14 protein-coding genes are annotated in these 15,634 nt (G+C 60.4%); 7 read left to right on the forward strand and 7 right to left on the reverse strand.

Going from position 1 to position 15,634, the window contains the following annotated elements:
* Positions 1–10 precede the first annotated feature (10 nt).
* A complete protein-coding gene (locus tag V1T76_RS02985; protein WP_330559119.1) occupies positions 11–1,147 on the forward strand; it encodes an alpha-hydroxy acid oxidase in 1,137 nt (378 codons plus the stop codon).
* Between the two features lie 4 nt (positions 1,148–1,151).
* On the opposite strand, the gene V1T76_RS02990 is transcribed toward V1T76_RS02985, so the two are convergent.
* Positions 1,152–1,955: a helix-turn-helix transcriptional regulator gene (locus V1T76_RS02990; RefSeq protein ID WP_330559121.1), complete on the reverse strand. Its 804-nt coding sequence runs from the start codon at positions 1,953–1,955 to the stop codon at positions 1,152–1,154.
* 129 nt (positions 1,956–2,084) lie between these two features.
* On the opposite strand from V1T76_RS02990, the gene V1T76_RS02995 reads away from it, so the two are divergent.
* Positions 2,085–3,062: a threonine dehydratase gene (locus V1T76_RS02995; RefSeq protein ID WP_330559122.1), complete on the forward strand. Its 978-nt coding sequence runs from the start codon at positions 2,085–2,087 to the stop codon at positions 3,060–3,062.
* Positions 3,063–3,223: 161 nt separating this feature from the next.
* Here V1T76_RS02995 and V1T76_RS03000 read toward each other — a convergent pair whose 3' ends face one another.
* A complete protein-coding gene (locus V1T76_RS03000) occupies positions 3,224–3,922 on the reverse strand; it encodes a type 1 glutamine amidotransferase (RefSeq protein ID WP_330559123.1) in 699 nt (232 codons plus the stop codon).
* A 156-nt stretch (positions 3,923–4,078) separates the two neighbouring features.
* Here V1T76_RS03000 and V1T76_RS03005 point away from each other — a divergent pair, with 156 nt between their 5' ends.
* A complete protein-coding gene (locus V1T76_RS03005; RefSeq protein ID WP_330559124.1) occupies positions 4,079–4,996 on the forward strand; it encodes a DMT family transporter in 918 nt (305 codons plus the stop codon).
* Positions 4,997–5,035: 39 nt separating this feature from the next.
* Here V1T76_RS03005 and V1T76_RS03010 read toward each other — a convergent pair whose 3' ends face one another.
* Entirely contained in the window at positions 5,036–5,926 is an 891-nt protein-coding gene (locus tag V1T76_RS03010) for a LysR substrate-binding domain-containing protein (protein WP_330559125.1), read from the reverse strand.
* Positions 5,927–6,096: 170 nt separating this feature from the next.
* Positions 6,097–6,972 (reverse strand): LysR substrate-binding domain-containing protein, encoded by an 876-nt coding sequence (locus V1T76_RS03015; protein ID WP_330559126.1) that lies wholly within the window; start codon positions 6,970–6,972, stop codon positions 6,097–6,099.
* A gap of 263 nt (positions 6,973–7,235) precedes the next feature.
* Between V1T76_RS03015 and V1T76_RS03020 the strand changes: the two genes are divergently transcribed.
* Positions 7,236–7,550, forward strand: a complete 315-nt coding sequence (locus tag V1T76_RS03020; RefSeq protein WP_330559127.1) for a DUF1127 domain-containing protein — start codon at positions 7,236–7,238, stop codon at positions 7,548–7,550.
* 126 nt (positions 7,551–7,676) lie between these two features.
* On the opposite strand, the gene V1T76_RS03025 is transcribed toward V1T76_RS03020, so the two are convergent.
* The 3 genes from V1T76_RS03025 to V1T76_RS03035 form a co-directional block, all read right to left on the reverse strand.
* Positions 7,677–8,465, reverse strand: coding sequence for a DUF937 domain-containing protein (locus tag V1T76_RS03025; protein ID WP_330559128.1), 789 nt, complete (start codon positions 8,463–8,465; stop codon positions 7,677–7,679).
* Positions 8,466–8,610: 145 nt separating this feature from the next.
* Positions 8,611–9,984: a glutamate--cysteine ligase gene (locus V1T76_RS03030; RefSeq protein ID WP_330559129.1), complete on the reverse strand. Its 1,374-nt coding sequence runs from the start codon at positions 9,982–9,984 to the stop codon at positions 8,611–8,613.
* Between the two features lie 609 nt (positions 9,985–10,593).
* Complete coding sequence (locus tag V1T76_RS03035) at positions 10,594–11,352, reverse strand: 16S rRNA (uracil(1498)-N(3))-methyltransferase (RefSeq protein WP_330559130.1); 759 nt, start codon at positions 11,350–11,352, stop codon at positions 10,594–10,596.
* A gap of 181 nt (positions 11,353–11,533) precedes the next feature.
* Here V1T76_RS03035 and V1T76_RS03040 point away from each other — a divergent pair, with 181 nt between their 5' ends.
* The 3 genes from V1T76_RS03040 (at position 11,534) to V1T76_RS03050 (ending at position 15,566) form a co-directional block, all read left to right on the forward strand.
* Positions 11,534–13,237: a SulP family inorganic anion transporter gene (locus V1T76_RS03040; RefSeq protein ID WP_330559131.1), complete on the forward strand. Its 1,704-nt coding sequence runs from the start codon at positions 11,534–11,536 to the stop codon at positions 13,235–13,237.
* Between the two features lie 49 nt (positions 13,238–13,286).
* The gene (gene xseA, locus V1T76_RS03045) at positions 13,287–14,849 is read left to right on the forward strand and encodes an exodeoxyribonuclease VII large subunit (RefSeq protein ID WP_330559132.1); all 1,563 of its coding nucleotides are present in this window, start codon (positions 13,287–13,289) and stop codon (positions 14,847–14,849) included.
* A gap of 120 nt (positions 14,850–14,969) precedes the next feature.
* A complete protein-coding gene (locus V1T76_RS03050; RefSeq protein WP_330559133.1) occupies positions 14,970–15,566 on the forward strand; it encodes a DUF805 domain-containing protein in 597 nt (198 codons plus the stop codon).
* Positions 15,567–15,634: the final 68 nt, after the last annotated feature.

A 15,634-nucleotide genomic window follows, 5' to 3' on the forward strand; every position in this document is an offset into this window, starting at 1 on the left:
GAGGAAATCGATGACTGTTGTGACCGATGTTGCCGATATGCAGGCCCTGGCCCGTCGCCGGGTGCCGAAGATGTTTTACGACTATGCGGATACGGGCTCCTGGACGCAAAGCACCTACCGGGAGAACGAAGCAGCGCTTCAACGTCAGAAGCTGCGGCAGCGCGTGGCCTGCAACATCGACAACCGCTCGGTCAAGACCACCATGATTGGTGAGGATGTCTCCATGCCGATCGCCCTTGCCCCTGTCGGCCTGACCGGAATGCAGCACGCCGACGGTGAAATTCTCGCCGCGCAGGCCGCCGAGGAGTTTGGCGTTCCCTTCACGCTCTCCACCATGAGCGTCTGCTCCATCGAAGATGTCGCCGAGAACACCAAGACGCCTTTCTGGTTCCAGCTTTACGTGATGCGCGACCGAGGCTTTTCGGAAAACCTGATGCATCGTGCAACGGATGCCGGCTGTTCGGCACTCGTGCTGACACTCGACCTTCAGGTGCTGGGCCAGCGGCACAAGGACCTGAAAAACGGCCTGTCCACACCGCCCAAGCCCAAGCCGCACGTGCTTCTGGACCTTGCCTTCAAACCGCGCTGGTGCTGGAACATGATGCAGACCAAGCGCCGCCAGTTCGGCAACATCCATGGCCATGTGTCCGGCGTCGATGACATGACCTCGCTTGCGGAATGGACCAACAGCCAGTTCGACCCAACTCTCGACTGGTCTTCGGTGGAATGGGTGAAATCCCACTGGAAGCGCAAACTGATCCTCAAGGGCATCAACGATGTGGAGGATGCGAAGATTGCGGCCGACGTCGGCGCCGACGCAATCGTCGTTTCCAACCATGGCGGCCGTCAGCTCGACGGGGCTCTCGCCTCCTATGACGTGCTTCAGGACATTGTCGACGCGGTCGGCGACAAGATCGAAGTGCATTTCGACGGCGGCATCCGCTCTGGCCAGGACGTCTTCAAGGCTGTCGCGATGGGCGCGAAGAGCACCTACATCGGCCGTGCCTTCATCTATGGTCTCGGCGCCATGGGCAAGCAAGGCGTCGCCAAGGTGCTGCAGATCATGCACAAGGAACTGGACGTCACCATGGGACTTTGCGGGGAAACCGACATCAACAAGGTTGGCCGCCACAACCTGGTGCTCTGAGCGATCACATGTTGTCCGGGCGCGCGATCTTCGAAGGGCTGATGCCCAGGCGCGTCCGGAAACTTTCCGTCATGTGGCTTTGCGACGAAAAGCCGGAACCAAGGGCGATTTCCGAAAGTGGTGTGCTGGTGGACGCAATGAGTGCACGGGCGCGCTGCAGCCGACGGCTGATGATATAGTCATAGGGCGATTGCCCGCAGTAAGCCGAGAAGGCCCGGCTCAGGAAACTGGCCGAAACGCCGATTTCCGCCGCCAGACCAGCCACGGTCAGGCTGGAGCCGAGATCTGCCTCGATCCTGTCCGTCACCTTTTGGAAGCGCTTGCCGGTCATCCATCTGGCCGCCTTGTCCGGACGATGCGGCTTTTGCACCGCCGCGACCAGGCGCGCAATGCATGCCTCGCTTTCAAGTTGGGCGGGCGGTTCACCCGACAACAGCCACATGCGCAATCTGCTCGCGGCCCTGAAAGCGGACTTCGATGGAATGTTGGTTCGATAGCCATCCCCTGCCCGGCAGATGCTGCCGCCGCTGAGCAACAGATATTCGCCGCCGCCGTCTGACCGGGAGCGGATATCGCAGCCACCGGGTGTCAAAGCCAGAGTGTTGGGCAAACGGACGAAGTCTTCCTGCCGGTCCGAGCCGACGGCGTGGCTGCCTGTTTGAACATCGAATGCAAAGCCGACGGTATCCGCGTCGGCAATGAAGCCGACATCATAACCGGCAGCCGGCAGCAGGCTGAGCCTGTGCCCGGCCATCTCGCGGGTGAAGGGCGCCGGTCCCTGTATTGGATGAACAGTGTGCGGTTGCATGGCAGGCCAACCTGACCGAGGAACACACGCCGCGCAAGCCCGAACAGGTTCAGGATCCTGAAAGACAGATGTGTCTGCGTAGATATACTCGCTGCAACCTCACACGTTAAACCGGACCCGACCCTTCCCATGACCACGCTCTTTACCCTGGAAGATCTTGACGCTGCTTTTCCGATCGTGCGCCGACTGGTGCCGGAAACTCCAAGTTATGTCTGGCCGCTCCTGACAGAGCGTTTCGGCCTGGAGATCGCCGTAAAACACGAGAACCACACCCCGATCGGCGCCTTCAAGGCCAGAAGTTCCATCGTCTTTATCCAGAAACATATCGAAGAGCATGGCCGCCCGACCGGTGTGGTCACGGCAACCCGGGGCAACCATGGCCAGTCGATGGCACTGGCAGCCCGCACGCTGGGTCTGCCCGCTACGATCGTGGTGCCGGAAGGCAATGCGCAGGGCAAGAACCGGGCGATGAAAGCCTTCGGCGCGGATCTCGTGATCGATGGCCGGGATTTCGACATCTCACGGCGCACGGCTGAACGGCTGGCCAGCGAAAGCGGCTACCTGCTGGTGCCGAGCTTTCACAAGAACATCGTTCTGGGGGTTGCCACCTACGCACTGGAATTCTTCCAGATGCATGCCAATCTCGATGTGGTCTATGTTCCCGTCGGCATGGGCTCGGGGGCTTGCGGGCTGATCACGGTGCGCGATCTGCTGGGTCTGAAAACCGAAATCGTTCCCGTCGTCACGGAAAGGGCTCCCGCCTACCGGCTGTCCGTGGAGGCCGGCAAGATCGTCACCACAGAGACCGCAGCCACATTCGCCGACGGCATGGCGTGCCGGGAGCCGTTACAAGCCGCGCTCGACATCCTGCAAAACGGAACGGAACGGATTGCAACGGTGAGCGACGACGAGATTGCCGCCGCCATCCGCATCCTGTTTTCCGACACGCATAATCTTGCCGAAGGCGCAGGTGCCGCCGCCCTTGCCGCGCTCATGCAGGATGCGTCGAGGCTGCAAGGCAAGAAGGCCGGCATCATTCTGTCGGGCGGCAATCTGGATGAAACCGCAATGCAGACAGTTCTGACGGGCGGAACACCGGTGGTGTGAAGACCATGCGCTCAGAGGCAACGCTGACCTCTTGCAATGCACCGAGGTGCGTTGGCAAGGCAACGTGGCCTGGCCGAATACTGGATCCCGGTCTTGCCGCGTTGCGGCAAGACCGGGATGACAACCTTCGGGGTGACAGCGGCCAGGGAGAGCGGAAGGGCTCAAAGCAACGACAGCCAGGCTTTCGAAATTGCTGCTCCCGTCCCGTCGGCCCGCGCCGCGTGGCGGGCTGCTTCGGCGTCCAGCCGGTCGTGCCAGTCCGGTGTGTGCGCGCGGATATCGTCGGCGAAGGCTTCAGACCAGTTGCGCACTTCCGGCAGGCCGGTTTCAAAGTGGAACTGGATTGCATAGGTCAGCTCACCCATCCGGAAAGCCTGGACCGGCGTCATGGCGCTGCTTGCCAGAAGCACCGCGCCATCGGGCAGTGTCACCGTATCGGAATGCCAGTGAAACTGCGGTGCTCCGTCTCCGAGCGTTCCCACGACAGGATCTTCCAGCCCTGCGTCCGTCGGCGTCACATCGCGCCAGCCGAATTCCACCGGAAGGCCCAGAAGGTTCTCTCCGCCGAAGGCGCGGGCGATCAACTGTGAGCCAAGACAAATGCCCAGGACAGGCTTTCCTGCGTCGTCAAAGGCGCGGATCAGATCGCAGACCTGGGGCAGATGCGGGTAGGCTTCATCGGCCAGCGCATCCTGGGCACCGCCCAATACGACCAAGCCGGAATATGCACCGGCCGCTGAGGGAAGCGGCTCACCCTGATAAGCCTTGACGGTCTTCCAGCTATGTCCTTCCTGCGCAGCCACACGGCCCAGAATGCCGAGTTCCGTCTGCTCATAGTTCTCAACGACGAGAAATTGCATGTTGTCCTCAAACGCGCCCGCGAGCCCGATCGCTCCCGTTTCGGACAGACTTTATCCATGCGCAACCTTGATGCAAACATCAAAAACAATCATTTGCATTGAAGTGTTCAGGCCGCCAATCTGAGAACCAATATCTCCACAAAGATCGGTTCCTTCATGAGTGTTGCATCCCCCAGCCTCCGGCACAGCTCTGCCGGCTTCAGCGCGACAGACTATGGTCTTTACGCCGTAACGGTTCTGGCCTGGGGCTTTAGCTGGATTGCGATGAAGGGTCAGGTGGTAACGGTTGCACCTGAGGTCTCGGTGTTCTGGCGTTTTGTGCTGGCGGCCTCGATCATGATGGTCTGGGCGCGTTTTCGCGGCCATCATCTGGCCTTCGGACTTCGGGATCACATGCGGTTTGCCGGTCTTGGCGTCCTGCTGTTTTCCACCAACTTCACCCTGTTCTACTATGGAGCGGCCGCGTTGCCGTCCGGGTTGCTGGCGGTGATCTTCTCCACCGCCTCGATCTTCAACCTGTTTCTGGGGCTGATCCTGTTCGGACAGCGGCCAAGCCCGATTGCGCTCGCCGCCGGGCTGCTCGGCTTTCTGGGAATTGGTCTGATGTTCTGGCCGAAACTGGCCGGGGCCGAGTTCAACGAGGATGCCGCCATCGGCCTTGCCATGTGCGTCGGCGGAACCTTTTCCTTCTGCCTCGGCAACATGCTATCGGCAGACACGCAGCGGCGCGGCATCGGCGTTACACCTGCCACTGCCTGGGGCATGGTCTACGGCATGCTGTTTCTGGGACTGTTTTCGGCCCTACGCGGTCAGAGCTTTTCCATGGAATGGTCCGTCAACTATGTCGGCAGCCTGATCTATCTGGCGGTCGTTTCCTCAGTCATCGCCTTTGCCTCCTACCTGACGCTGCTCGGGCGTATCGGCTCGGCTCGGGCCGGCTATGCCACCGTGCTTTTTCCCGTGGTCGCTCTCACCTTGTCGACGATTTTCGAAGGGTATGAGTGGACGCCGGTCGCGGCCGCGGGCCTCTTGTGCGTCATCTGCGGCAATCTGATGATGCTGCGCGCCCGCTGACTCTATCGCAGACCTGACAACAAACCGGACGGCGGACGCTTATTCCGCCGCCAGTTGCGATGTGCCGCCGCCAACGTTGCCGATGGCCGCCACAAGGTGGTTGCACAATGTGTCGTGCATGGCTTCGCGCGCGGTATCGGAGCGCAGCAAGGCTATGTCGCAATAGGGCAGTGTCGGAAAGCCGTCCTTCTCGTCCAGAATGCGCATGCCGTCGCGGATCGCGCTTTCGGGAAACACGGTCACGGCAAGCCCGGCCTGAACAGCGCCGACAAGGGCGGCTGCGCTGGAACTGGTGTAGGAGACCCGGTAGGGGCGGCCTGCCCGGTCGAGAGCCTCCATGGAAAGCCGGCGCCAGCCGCAGGTGACCGGACCAAGGGCCAGCCGGACAACGTCCTGGGTGTGCGCAGAGTGCTGGGTGGCCGTTACCCAATATAGTGGCTCACGGCGAATGATTTCGCCGCGCAGATCCATCGTATCCTGGGAGGTCGTGATGGCCACGTCGAGCGTTCCTTCCCGGATCGCTTCCGTCAGCCGGTGGCTGGAGATACATTCGACCTCAACTTCGATGGAAGGATTGAGCCGGTTGAAGGCTGCAAGCACCTGCGGCAGCAAACGGTCCGCATAATCGTCCGGCACGCCAAGCTTCACATGGCCGACTTCCTTCTGGCCGTTGAAGGCTGACAGGGTCTCGTCATTCAGCATGATCATGCGGCGGGCGTATTCGACCAGCCGCAAGCCGTTTTCGGTCAGCCTGGACTGACGTCCGTCCTTGATGAAAATCGGTTGTCCGACACGCTCTTCCAGCCGGCGCATCTGCATGGAAACTGCAGACTGAGTCTTGTGCACGGCTTCACCAGCCTTGGTGAAGCTCCCAAGTTCCGCGATAGCTAAAAACGTCCGAAGTTGGTCGATGTCCAGTGCGTGATGCATGCAAGGACCCTATAAATGAGCCACAAACCAGTGGTGAGATTTGAGATTCGAATTGATTGATCAAAGATACATCAAAATTTTTTACAACTCAATCCGTATTTAATTGACCGAAGAAAAAACTACCCTAGGTAAGATTTTGAAATCATTTTGAGAATGCCGATTATTTGCAACTATTCGGCAGCCAGCGGCACGGACAGGTTGTCGAGCGACGACACGATATGCTCGACCAGCGCGTCCGTGACACGGGAATTGTTGTGCCAGGACCGCATGATGCCGATCTCGCAATCCGGCAGTTTCGGAAAGCCTTCGGCCTCCGTCAGCACCCGCATTCCGGACCGAAGAGCTGATTCCGGCAGGACGGAAATGGCAAGACCCGCCAGAACGGCGGCCCCGACAGCCGTCGAATTCCAACTCGAATAAAGCAGCCGATGCTCGCGCATCTGGTCACTAAGAGCATTGATCGCAGCCCGGCGCCAGTCGCAGGTGGCACGCCCCAGCGCCAATGGCAGCGGCGATTCGTTTTCCACCGCATGACGCGCGGAAACGACCCAGAGCAACGGTTCGCGCCGCACGAGGTCAACATTCTTGCGGCCGCGTTTCTGCACATGGGTGATGATGGCGACATCAAGTTCGCCTTCGGCGATCATGTCGGCCAGATTGGGCGTGGGAGCACAGACGACGCTGACCTCAGCCTTGGGATTGGATCTGGAAAAGCGCGCCAGAATTTCCGGAAGGAACCGGTCGGCATAATCGTCCGGTGTGCCCAGGCGCACGAGACCGGCCAATTCGGTGTCATCGAAGGCCGCAAGTGTCTCGTCGTTCAACTGCACGAGGCGGCGCGCGTAATGGAGCAGACGCTCACCATGTTCTGTCAGGCGGGATTGCCGGCCGACGCGGACAAATAGCGGCTTGCCGATCCGCTCTTCCAGGCGGCGCATCTGCATGGAGACTGCCGACTGTGTCTTGTGCACATTGTCCGCAGCTCTTGTGAAGCTGCCGCTTTCGGCAATGGCCACAAAGGTCCGGAGCTGATCCAGGTCGAGCATGAGCGCCTCACTGATAACGAATACTCATATTTAACACGGCATCCATTCAATAGCGAAATGATTTCGCAACTACGGCCCAGTCGCCTCGCTGGACAGCCCCTACCGCTTTGACTTCACAAAAATTGATTATTTCAATCAAAAACATTCGTTGGAATAATAGCATTAAACACGGCATATAAGGGATGTTCCACAACAAGCGACGCCAAATCTGGCCGGGAACAGGCAGTCGGAATTCCTCCGTCCGCCAACAGGAGACTTTTGTCATGTCACATGCAGCAAGCACCCCGTTCTTCGCTCTCTTCGGGCAGATGGTTGCCCGTGCATGGCGCGTATTCAACAACCGTCGTCAGTTCGCGGAACTGACTGACTGGTCAGATGAGCAGCTCAAGGATATCGGCCTGACCCGGAGCGACGTTCGACGCGCACTGGCCCTGCCGTTCTATACCGATCCGACATCTCTGGTGAACGGATCCTCAGCGCTCCGCGAGACCATCGGCTACAGCGCCGCCAATTCGGCGCAGGACAAGCCGGTGATGACCCTCGTGACCGAAAGCAAGACCCGCCAACTGGCGGCCTGACCCTTTCGCTGACTTCCCCTAATTTGCAGCCCCTGTCGGCAAGCCTTGCTGACGAACCTGACCCGCCTCACGGCGGGTCTTTTTTTTGCAGACAAGGATCTTTCGGGCCTGGTTTCGTGGAAGGCTCTAGGCGCCCCGGAAGTCCTTGGCAGCCTTTTCGAAGAAACTGTCGAAGGCTCTGAACTGGCTGGACTGGAAGTCGCGCCCGGCGGACATCCAGCTGGACACCATTTCCTCAAATTCCGAAGCGGTGGCTTCGGATGCACCGGCTTCGGGGGCATCCGGCTCGTCTTCCGGGGGCAAATCTTCTTCCAGCGGCTCGGGGTCAGGTTCCGGTGGCTGGGACTTCGTGACGATACTGGCCGGCTGCAGAAACGCCCCCCAGAAGGACTGCATTGCCTCGGCATAGCCCTGCAGATAGTCGACAGGTGTCGGCTGCGGTTTCGGCCGGCCTCTGGCAAAGCCGCGCAGATAGGCGTCGAGCAGGTTACGGGCTTCGCCATGGACGAAGGGCCTGGCAATCTGTCCCATGGCAAGCGTTGCCGCCACCGGCATCATTTCCTGAATGGCATCGCGCTGCAGCCCCGTGTAGGCGGAAATCTGGCTCGCAAGCGCCTTTTGTACGGCTTCGGGGCCAAAAAACGGTGTGAGCGCCTCATCGGACGGGCTCTGGAACAGGCCTGCATAACCGGCGAAAGGGTTTTGCGTTGTCGACCCGAGCGGCGATGTCTGCCCCAGAAACTCTGAAAAGCCCGGCACCGTGCTACCGAAGTAGCGGAAGCCGTTCAGCGCGGCAGGCAAGAGCTGCTCCATCACGCGGCTGAGGTCGTCATTCGACCAGCCGAAACGGTTGCGCACATCTTCCGACAGGGAAAAGATGTCGAAGGGAGGGGCTACCGTCTCGCTGCCAGTCATTGCGTCGCTCCGCTCACGCTGTTGCAAGGCCTTGAGAAAAAAGACCGATCACTGACAGAGTGACGCTTCGCGGGCCTCAGGTCAATTCAGGCCTTTTGCGGATCGTATCTGCCGCCCGCAACACACTGCGGCGGGCGGGCCTTGCTCAGTAGGCGTAATCGCGGAAGACCTGGCTGATATCGCCCTTCCAGGAGCCGTGATACCGCTGCAACAGGACGTCGGCCGGGCACATGCCCGAAGCAAGACCTTCCTCGATCGGCGCCAGATGAACACGCTCGTCCAGATCGCCATCGCTCAGGCGTTTGCGGCGCTTGAGGCCTTCCTGCGACAGGGCAAGCACCTGTTTTGCAACGTCCAGAACCGTGCCGGACCGGAATGGCGTCTGCAGCGCAGTTTTCGGAACGCCTGCCCGAAGAGCCGCGCGTTCTTCCTGGGTCCAGTCCTTGACCAGCTCCCAGGCCTGATCCAGTACACCCTTGTCGTAAAGCAGGCCGACCCAGAGCGCCGGCAGAGCGCAGATGCGCCGCCACGGGCCACCGTCAGCACCGCGCATCTCGATGTATTTCTTCAGCCGCACGTCCGGGAAAAGTGTGGACAGGTGGTTGTTCCAGTCGCCGATATTGGGCGTTGCATCCGGCACCTTGCCCTCCAGCGCACCGTTCATGAACTGGCGGAAGGTGGTGCCGGTGACGTCGTAGTAGGTCGCGCCGCGCTTGACGAAATACATCGGCACATCGATTGCCCATTCGACATAACGCTCGAAGCCGAAGCTTTCCTCGAAAGCAAAGGGCATGTCGCCGGTCCGATCGTGGTCGGTGTCGGTCCAGATCTGGGCGCGGAAGGATTTGAAGCCGTTGGGCTTGCCTTCTGTAAAGGGCGAATTGGCGAAAATGGCGGTCGCGATCGGCTGCAGAGCCAGACCGACACGCATCTTCAGGGCCATATCCGCTTCGGAGGAGAAATCGAGATTCACCTGAATGGTGGAGGTCCGGTACATCATGTCGAGACCAAGCGAGCCGACCTTCGGCATGTAGTTGGTCATGATGTCGTAACGGGATTTCGGCATACGCGGCATGTCGGCGCGCGCCCAGGTCGGAGCCATGCCGATGCCGAGGAAGCCGATGCCGAGCGGTTCGGCAACGCGGCGCACATCGGCAAGATGCTGGTTGGCTTCGCGGCAGGTCAGGTGCAGGTTGTCGAGCGGCGCTCCTGAAAGTTCGAACTGGCCGCCCGGCTCGATGGAAATGGCGCCGCCGCCGCGGTCGTCCGCAAGGCCAATGATCTTGCCCGCGTCCTCGATCCGCTCCCAGTGGATCAGCTTTTCCATGCCAGTCAGGATGGCCTCGACACCCTTTTCGCCTTCATAGGGGATCGGCGTGAGTTCGTTCAGGCAGAAGCCGAATTTTTCGTGCTCGGTGCCGATGAGAAACTTCTCTTCCGGCTTACAGCCTTCTTCGAGCGTCGCGGCAAGGTCCGCTACCGTTTCAATCGGAGTTGAGTCGACCGTATCGCGGGCCATGAAAGCGTCCTAAAAACTGCGCGGCCCGTCAGGCTGCCCCCTACAAACCGCAGTGATCCGGCGCGTTCCAGTTGGAACGCTTTTGAGCCTCGGTGATTTAGGTTTCTTGAAACAATAATGCAAGCAAGGAAACGACACCGAAGATCGCACGGTGCTCGTACCAGGTGACTTAACGAGTGCACGCGTTCATTCGAAAAGGCGTCTCCGGCACGTCTGACGCTGTGCGCCACCACTGGCAAACGACTGCGAGACGAAGGCCCAACTGCAAGGTCTTGCGCCTTTGGCTACGCCGAAACGTGTCTTTGATAGCGAGCGATCAACCTGAGCGACGGCCCGGCCTGGCGACCCGACACCGCCAGTTAGGGAGTTTTCCGTCACGCAATCCTGAAGACGGATAACGGTTCCGTGCGGCCGCGCAACTGGATGATGCCGCAGATGACAACCAGCAGCATGGAAAACACCAGCCCGAGAGCCACGCCGACCGGCAGACGGAAGCGCCTGTGCTTTTGCGCAGGCTAAGCGGAACTCTCCGCGTCTCCAACATCACGGGCTGCCTCAACGTTTCCGCTGCCTGGCTTCCCGTTTGTCAGGACGTCCCGCGGCATTCACCTATCTCCAGTCACCGACCGTTGCCTGAAGAACGGCCAGGGCCGCCACCGCAGCCGTGTCGGCTCGCAGGATACGCGGTCCGAGGGGAATTGGGGTGACGAAATCCAGACTGCGCAGGAGCGCGCGTTCCTCTTCGGAAAAGCCGCCTTCCGGACCAATCAGGATCGCCAGCGGTTGCGGGCCGTTTTCCTTCATCTGCGCCAGGCTCAGGAGCGGGTTGTTGGTCCCTTCCGCCTCGTCGCAGAACAGCAGCCGGCGTCCAGGCTGTGCTTCAGCCCAGACCGAAAGCACATCGGACAGCGGCTGGGGCGCAAGCACTTCGGGCACCGCCAGCACACCGCATTGCTCGGCGGCCTCGATCACATTTGCTTCCATGCGCTCCAGGTTGATCCGGCTGGCCTGGGTGTGCTGAGTCAGCACCGGCTTCAGGCTGCCTGCACCCATCTCCACGGCCTTTTGCACCATATAGTCGAGCCGGGCATGTTTGAGCGGAGCAAACATATACATCAGGTCATTTGCGGACGTTTGCTCGCGGGTGCGTTCCATAAGCTGCAAGGTGCAATCGCGCCGGCCGTTGCTGATGATCTTCGCCAGCCATTCACCGTCGGTGCCATTGAAGGCAAGTACATAGTCGCCATCCTTCAGGCGCAGAACATTCAGGAGATAGTTTGCCTGGCTGCGGTCCGCTTCTATGCGCGCGCCATCGGCAAGAATGTGTCGCAAGAACAGTCGTTGCATGTTGAACTCGTATTTGGCCATGGTGCTTAGGTATGCGTTCGATTGTGAGGGTTTCAAGGCGGTTCGGGCGGCTACGGAAGCATCCACAGCCTATTCGATTCTCGGGGGACATCTTACCCTTCATCGAATTTTTCCTTACCCTTGATCCTGCCGGCAGCAACCGCAAAGCCTGCAACCCGCCCAACATACCCGGATAACCGTCTTGTCCACTCTTGTCCCGAAACCCTGGTGCCTTGCCGGGGTCTTGCCTCTCAAGCCCCCGCAGATCCTGCCCGAAGTGCTGGCCGGGCTGACACTGGCGGCAATCGCGATCCCGGAAGTGATGGGCTACACCAAGATTTCAGGCACACCAGTGATCACGGGGCTGACAACGCTTCTGGTACCGATGGCGTTGTTTGCGCTGTTCGGCTCATCCCGGCATCTCGTGGTCGGAGCCGATTCGGCGACCGCGGCCATTCTTGCAACGAGCCTTGCCGGCCTCGCCGCCGCAGGGTCTGCCGATTATGTCGCACTCGCCGGTCTGCTTGCGCTGATGGTCGGCGGATTGCTGCTTGTGGCCAGCGTCACAAAAATCGCCTTCATGGCGGATTTTCTGTCCCGTACCGTTCTGACCGGTTTTCTGTCCGGCGTCGGCATTCAGGTTTCGCTGCATTCGCTTGGCGGAATGAGCGGCCTGCATCTGCCTCAGTCAAACAGCATAGAAAACGCCGTCGAACTGATACCGCTTCTCAAAAATCTCAATCTCACAGCCTTGACCGTTTCCGCCGCCGTTGTGGCGATCATTGTCGGATTGAAGCGGGTTTCAACCACTTTTCCCGGGGCAATAGTCGCACTCGGTTTGGCGACGGTCGCCAGTGCGCAGCTGTCGTTGAAGGATACGATCGCCGTGGTGGGCAGCGTGCCGGGCGGATTGCCGTCGCTGGCACTTCCTGCGCTTGACTGGTCGTTCGCCCTCGTCTGGCAACTCGGTCCAACCGCTCTGGCCATGCTCGTGGTGATCCTGGCGCAGAGCGCGGCAACTGCACGCGCTTATGCTGCCCGATATGGCGAACAGTTGGCGGAAAGCGTTGACCTGAGGGCGCTTGGGCTCGCCAATCTCGGTGCGGGACTGACCGGCACCTTCGTCGTCAACGGCAGCCCGACCAAAAGCCAGATCGTGGACAGCGCCGGCGGGCGAACGCAGCTATCCATGCTGGTCACCGTGGCTGTCGTGCTGCTGGTACTGTTGTTCTTCACCGAACTCCTGGCCGATCTTCCCGAAGCGGCCCTTTCCGCGCTGGTGTTTCTGATCGGGATCGAGTTGATCGATCTGAAGGGTCTCCGCAAGATCTACCGGACACGGCGACCCGAATTCTGGGTGTCTGTTGTCACCATCGCCGTTGTCGTGGTTGCAGGCGTTGGACCTGGGATTGTACTGGCAATCGTCCTGTCTTTGATCGTTCACACCCGGCACGGCTATCATCCGGTCAACATCCTGCTTGTCCGCGAACCGTCCGGAGACTGGCAGGCCAAGCCGCTTTCATCGCGGGAACCAGCCGCTGACGGGCTGATGGTCTACCGTTTCAGCCATTCCATGTATTACGCCAACGCGGAAAGAATGGCGGAAGAAATCCGCGCATTGACGGATCGGGAAGACCAAGAGCTTCGCTTTTTCTGCATCGACTTTTCCTGTGTCGACGACATCGACTTCACAGCTCTCGAAACCCTCAAGACGTTGCGAAAGAACCTCAGAGCAAAGGGCATCGACCTTCTTTTCTCCCATGACCTCGATGATCCAGGCGCACCGGCCCGCAAACAACTGGTCGAGGCATTTGGCGAGGAGGCGGTTTTGGCGACCTTGAAGGAGCTGACGGATTACACACAGACAATGAAAGCGGCGCGGAACGGCAGCCCTGCTAGCCCTTGACCCTCCTCGCCCGAACGGCCACTTTCGAGGCAGAAGAGGAATCATCTGCTTGAGCGAAACCCAGTCCAACGTCGCCGAATTCTCCGTTTCCGAAATCTCCTTCTCCATCAAGCGAACGATGGAGGAAGCATTCGGCTATGTACGCGTGCGCGGTGAACTGGGTCGGATCTCCCGACCAGGGTCCGGTCATATCTATCTCGACCTGAAGGATGACCGCTCGGTGCTTTCCGGCGTGATCTGGCGTGGGTCCGCGTCCAAGCTGAAGATCCAGCCCGAACAGGGGCTGGAGGTGATCGCCACCGGCAAGATCACAACGTTCCCGGGTCAGTCGAAGTACCAGATGGTGATCGACTCCCTTGAGCCGGCCGGTGCTGGTGCGCTGATGGCGCTGCTGGAAGAGCGCAAGAAGAAACTGGCCGCGGAAGGCCTGTTTGCCGAAGAACGCAAACGGCCGCTGCCGCCCCTGCCAAGGGTCATCGGCGTGGTCACCTCGCCGACCGGGGCTGTCATCCGCGACATTCTGCACCGGATCACCGACCGCTTTCCGCTGCATGTTCTGGTCTGGCCGGTCCGCGTTCAGGGCGAAACCTCGGGCGCGGAAGTTGCCAACGGCATTCGCGGTTTCAACGCCCTCCAGCCAGGCGGCCCGATCCCGCGCCCGGATGTCCTGATTGTCGCCCGCGGCGGCGGCAGCATTGAAGACCTTTGGGGGTTCAACGAGGAAGCGGTCGTCCGCGCGGCTTCCGACAGCCAGATCCCGCTGATTTCGGCCGTCGGACACGAGACCGACTGGACGCTGATCGACCTTGCCGCCGACCTGCGTGCTCCGACACCGACAGGTGCGGCGGAATTTGCCGTGCCGGTGAAGGCCGAACTGATGGCCATGGTCGACGATCGGTCCCGCAGGCTCAACTCCGGCCTGGTACGGTTCGTGACCACGCGGCGCACCGAGCTGCGCGCAGCCAGCGCCGCCCTGCCCGCGCCGCAGGATCTCCTGGCCCTGCCACGCCAGAAATTCGACACGCTGGCCAGCAGCCTGGAACGGGCCCTGATCGTCAGCACCCGAACCCACCGGACCCACTATCAGAACTTCGCCGGGCGCCTGTCCCCTCTGCTCCTGTCCCGCCTGACGACCAAGGCACGACAGGATCTGGTCCAGGCAAGCGAGCGCAAGCAACGCGCGCTGCAAGTGGCCGTTACGCAGAAGCGCCACGCTTTCGAAGCACTCGCCGTACGGCTGACACCGTCCCGCCTGGCCCAGCAGACAACGCTCGGTACCGAACGACTGTCTGGCCTGGGTGAGAGGCTCGAGCGGGCCTATCTTGCCCGCCTGTCGCAGGAAAAGGCACGCCTCGACGGATTGCAGAAGCTGCTGAAGTCGCTTTCCTACAAGGATGTGCTTGCGCGCGGGTATGCCGTGGTGCGCGACGACAGCGGCCAACCAGTGCGCTCGGCTGCGGCGGTTGCCTCTGGCGCAGCCCTCGCCATCGAACTGGCGGACGGCACGGTCGATGCAGTCGCGCTCAGCGACAGTGCCGGCCCGAAACCTGCCAAAGCAAAAAAGCAGCCGTCCGGCAAGGGCCCGGCAACCAACCAGGGCAACCTGTTCTGATCGACCAAAAAACCCTCCGCAATTTCACCAAGATTTAACCACATCCCTTACGTCAATGTTAAGTTGACTTGCGTAGCGTTACCTCCGTTCTGACAAGACATTTCCTGGCGGGGGATACTGATGCCGGTACAGCGCAAGCAGTTTGGAAGACGTGGATTGAACCAGGAAGGCCCGACCCAGTGGGGGCCGAGCCAGAGCAGCTATTCGAGCAACGATGGTTATGCTGCGACTGCCGGTGCCTATGCTCGCGCAGGCGGCGCAGCCGTTCAGGTGGCCGGCGACAGCGGCGGCTCCCTCATAGACGCGGTGATGCAATGCCTTGGGCTGTTTTTCAGCTTCAAAGGCCGCACTGGCCGCCTCGGTTATTGGGGGATCGGCACCTTCAACCTGGTCATGATGATGGCTGTCCTCTTCGCCTACTTAACGGCGATCCAGGACGAGCTGCAGAATTACGCAAATTCGGATGAACTTCTTGCAAGCGGCAGCGGGCTGACCATGTGGCTGCTGATCCTGCCGTTTTTCGTTTCGAACCTTGCCGTACAGGTTCGCCGTTTTCACGACAGGGACGTATCGGGCTACTGGCTGCTTGTCTGGTTCATTCCGATCGTCGGCAGTTTCTTCGCTCTCGTCCAGGGGTTCGCCAATATGTTCTTTGCGGGCACCCGGGGGTCGAACCGTTTCGATACGCCGCAAAGCCAGGCTCACATCTTCGATTAACCCGAACCCGGGGCATTTCCCCGGTCTGCGACAAAAAACGCCGCCGGAAAGAAATTCCGGCGGCGTTT

The sequence above is a fragment of the Roseibium sp. FZY0029 genome, from assembly GCF_036350355.1.
Lineage (GTDB): Bacteria > Pseudomonadota > Alphaproteobacteria > Rhizobiales > Stappiaceae > Roseibium.

What these genes read in the sequence shown, in the direction of transcription:
- V1T76_RS03005 (WP_330559124.1), top strand. Translation starts at nt 4,079, where the DNA reads ATGAGTGTTGCATCCCCCAGCCTCCGGCACAGCTCTGCCGGCTTCAGC.
- V1T76_RS02995 (WP_330559122.1), top strand. Translation starts at nt 2,085, where the DNA reads ATGACCACGCTCTTTACCCTGGAAGATCTTGACGCTGCTTTTCCGATC.
- V1T76_RS03050 (WP_330559133.1), top strand. Translation starts at nt 14,970, where the DNA reads ATGCCGGTACAGCGCAAGCAGTTTGGAAGACGTGGATTGAACCAGGAA.
- V1T76_RS02985 (WP_330559119.1), top strand. Translation starts at nt 11, where the DNA reads ATGACTGTTGTGACCGATGTTGCCGATATGCAGGCCCTGGCCCGTCGC.
- V1T76_RS03020 (WP_330559127.1), top strand. Translation starts at nt 7,236, where the DNA reads ATGTCACATGCAGCAAGCACCCCGTTCTTCGCTCTCTTCGGGCAGATG.
- V1T76_RS03000 (WP_330559123.1), bottom strand. Translation starts at nt 3,922, where the DNA reads ATGCAATTTCTCGTCGTTGAGAACTATGAGCAGACGGAACTCGGCATT.
- V1T76_RS03015 (WP_330559126.1), bottom strand. Translation starts at nt 6,972, where the DNA reads ATGCTCGACCTGGATCAGCTCCGGACCTTTGTGGCCATTGCCGAAAGC.
- V1T76_RS02990 (WP_330559121.1), bottom strand. Translation starts at nt 1,955, where the DNA reads ATGCAACCGCACACTGTTCATCCAATACAGGGACCGGCGCCCTTCACC.
- V1T76_RS03010 (WP_330559125.1), bottom strand. Translation starts at nt 5,926, where the DNA reads ATGCATCACGCACTGGACATCGACCAACTTCGGACGTTTTTAGCTATC.
- V1T76_RS03025 (WP_330559128.1), bottom strand. Translation starts at nt 8,465, where the DNA reads ATGACTGGCAGCGAGACGGTAGCCCCTCCCTTCGACATCTTTTCCCTG.
- V1T76_RS03030 (WP_330559129.1), bottom strand. Translation starts at nt 9,984, where the DNA reads ATGGCCCGCGATACGGTCGACTCAACTCCGATTGAAACGGTAGCGGAC.
- V1T76_RS03035 (WP_330559130.1), bottom strand. Translation starts at nt 11,352, where the DNA reads ATGGCCAAATACGAGTTCAACATGCAACGACTGTTCTTGCGACACATT.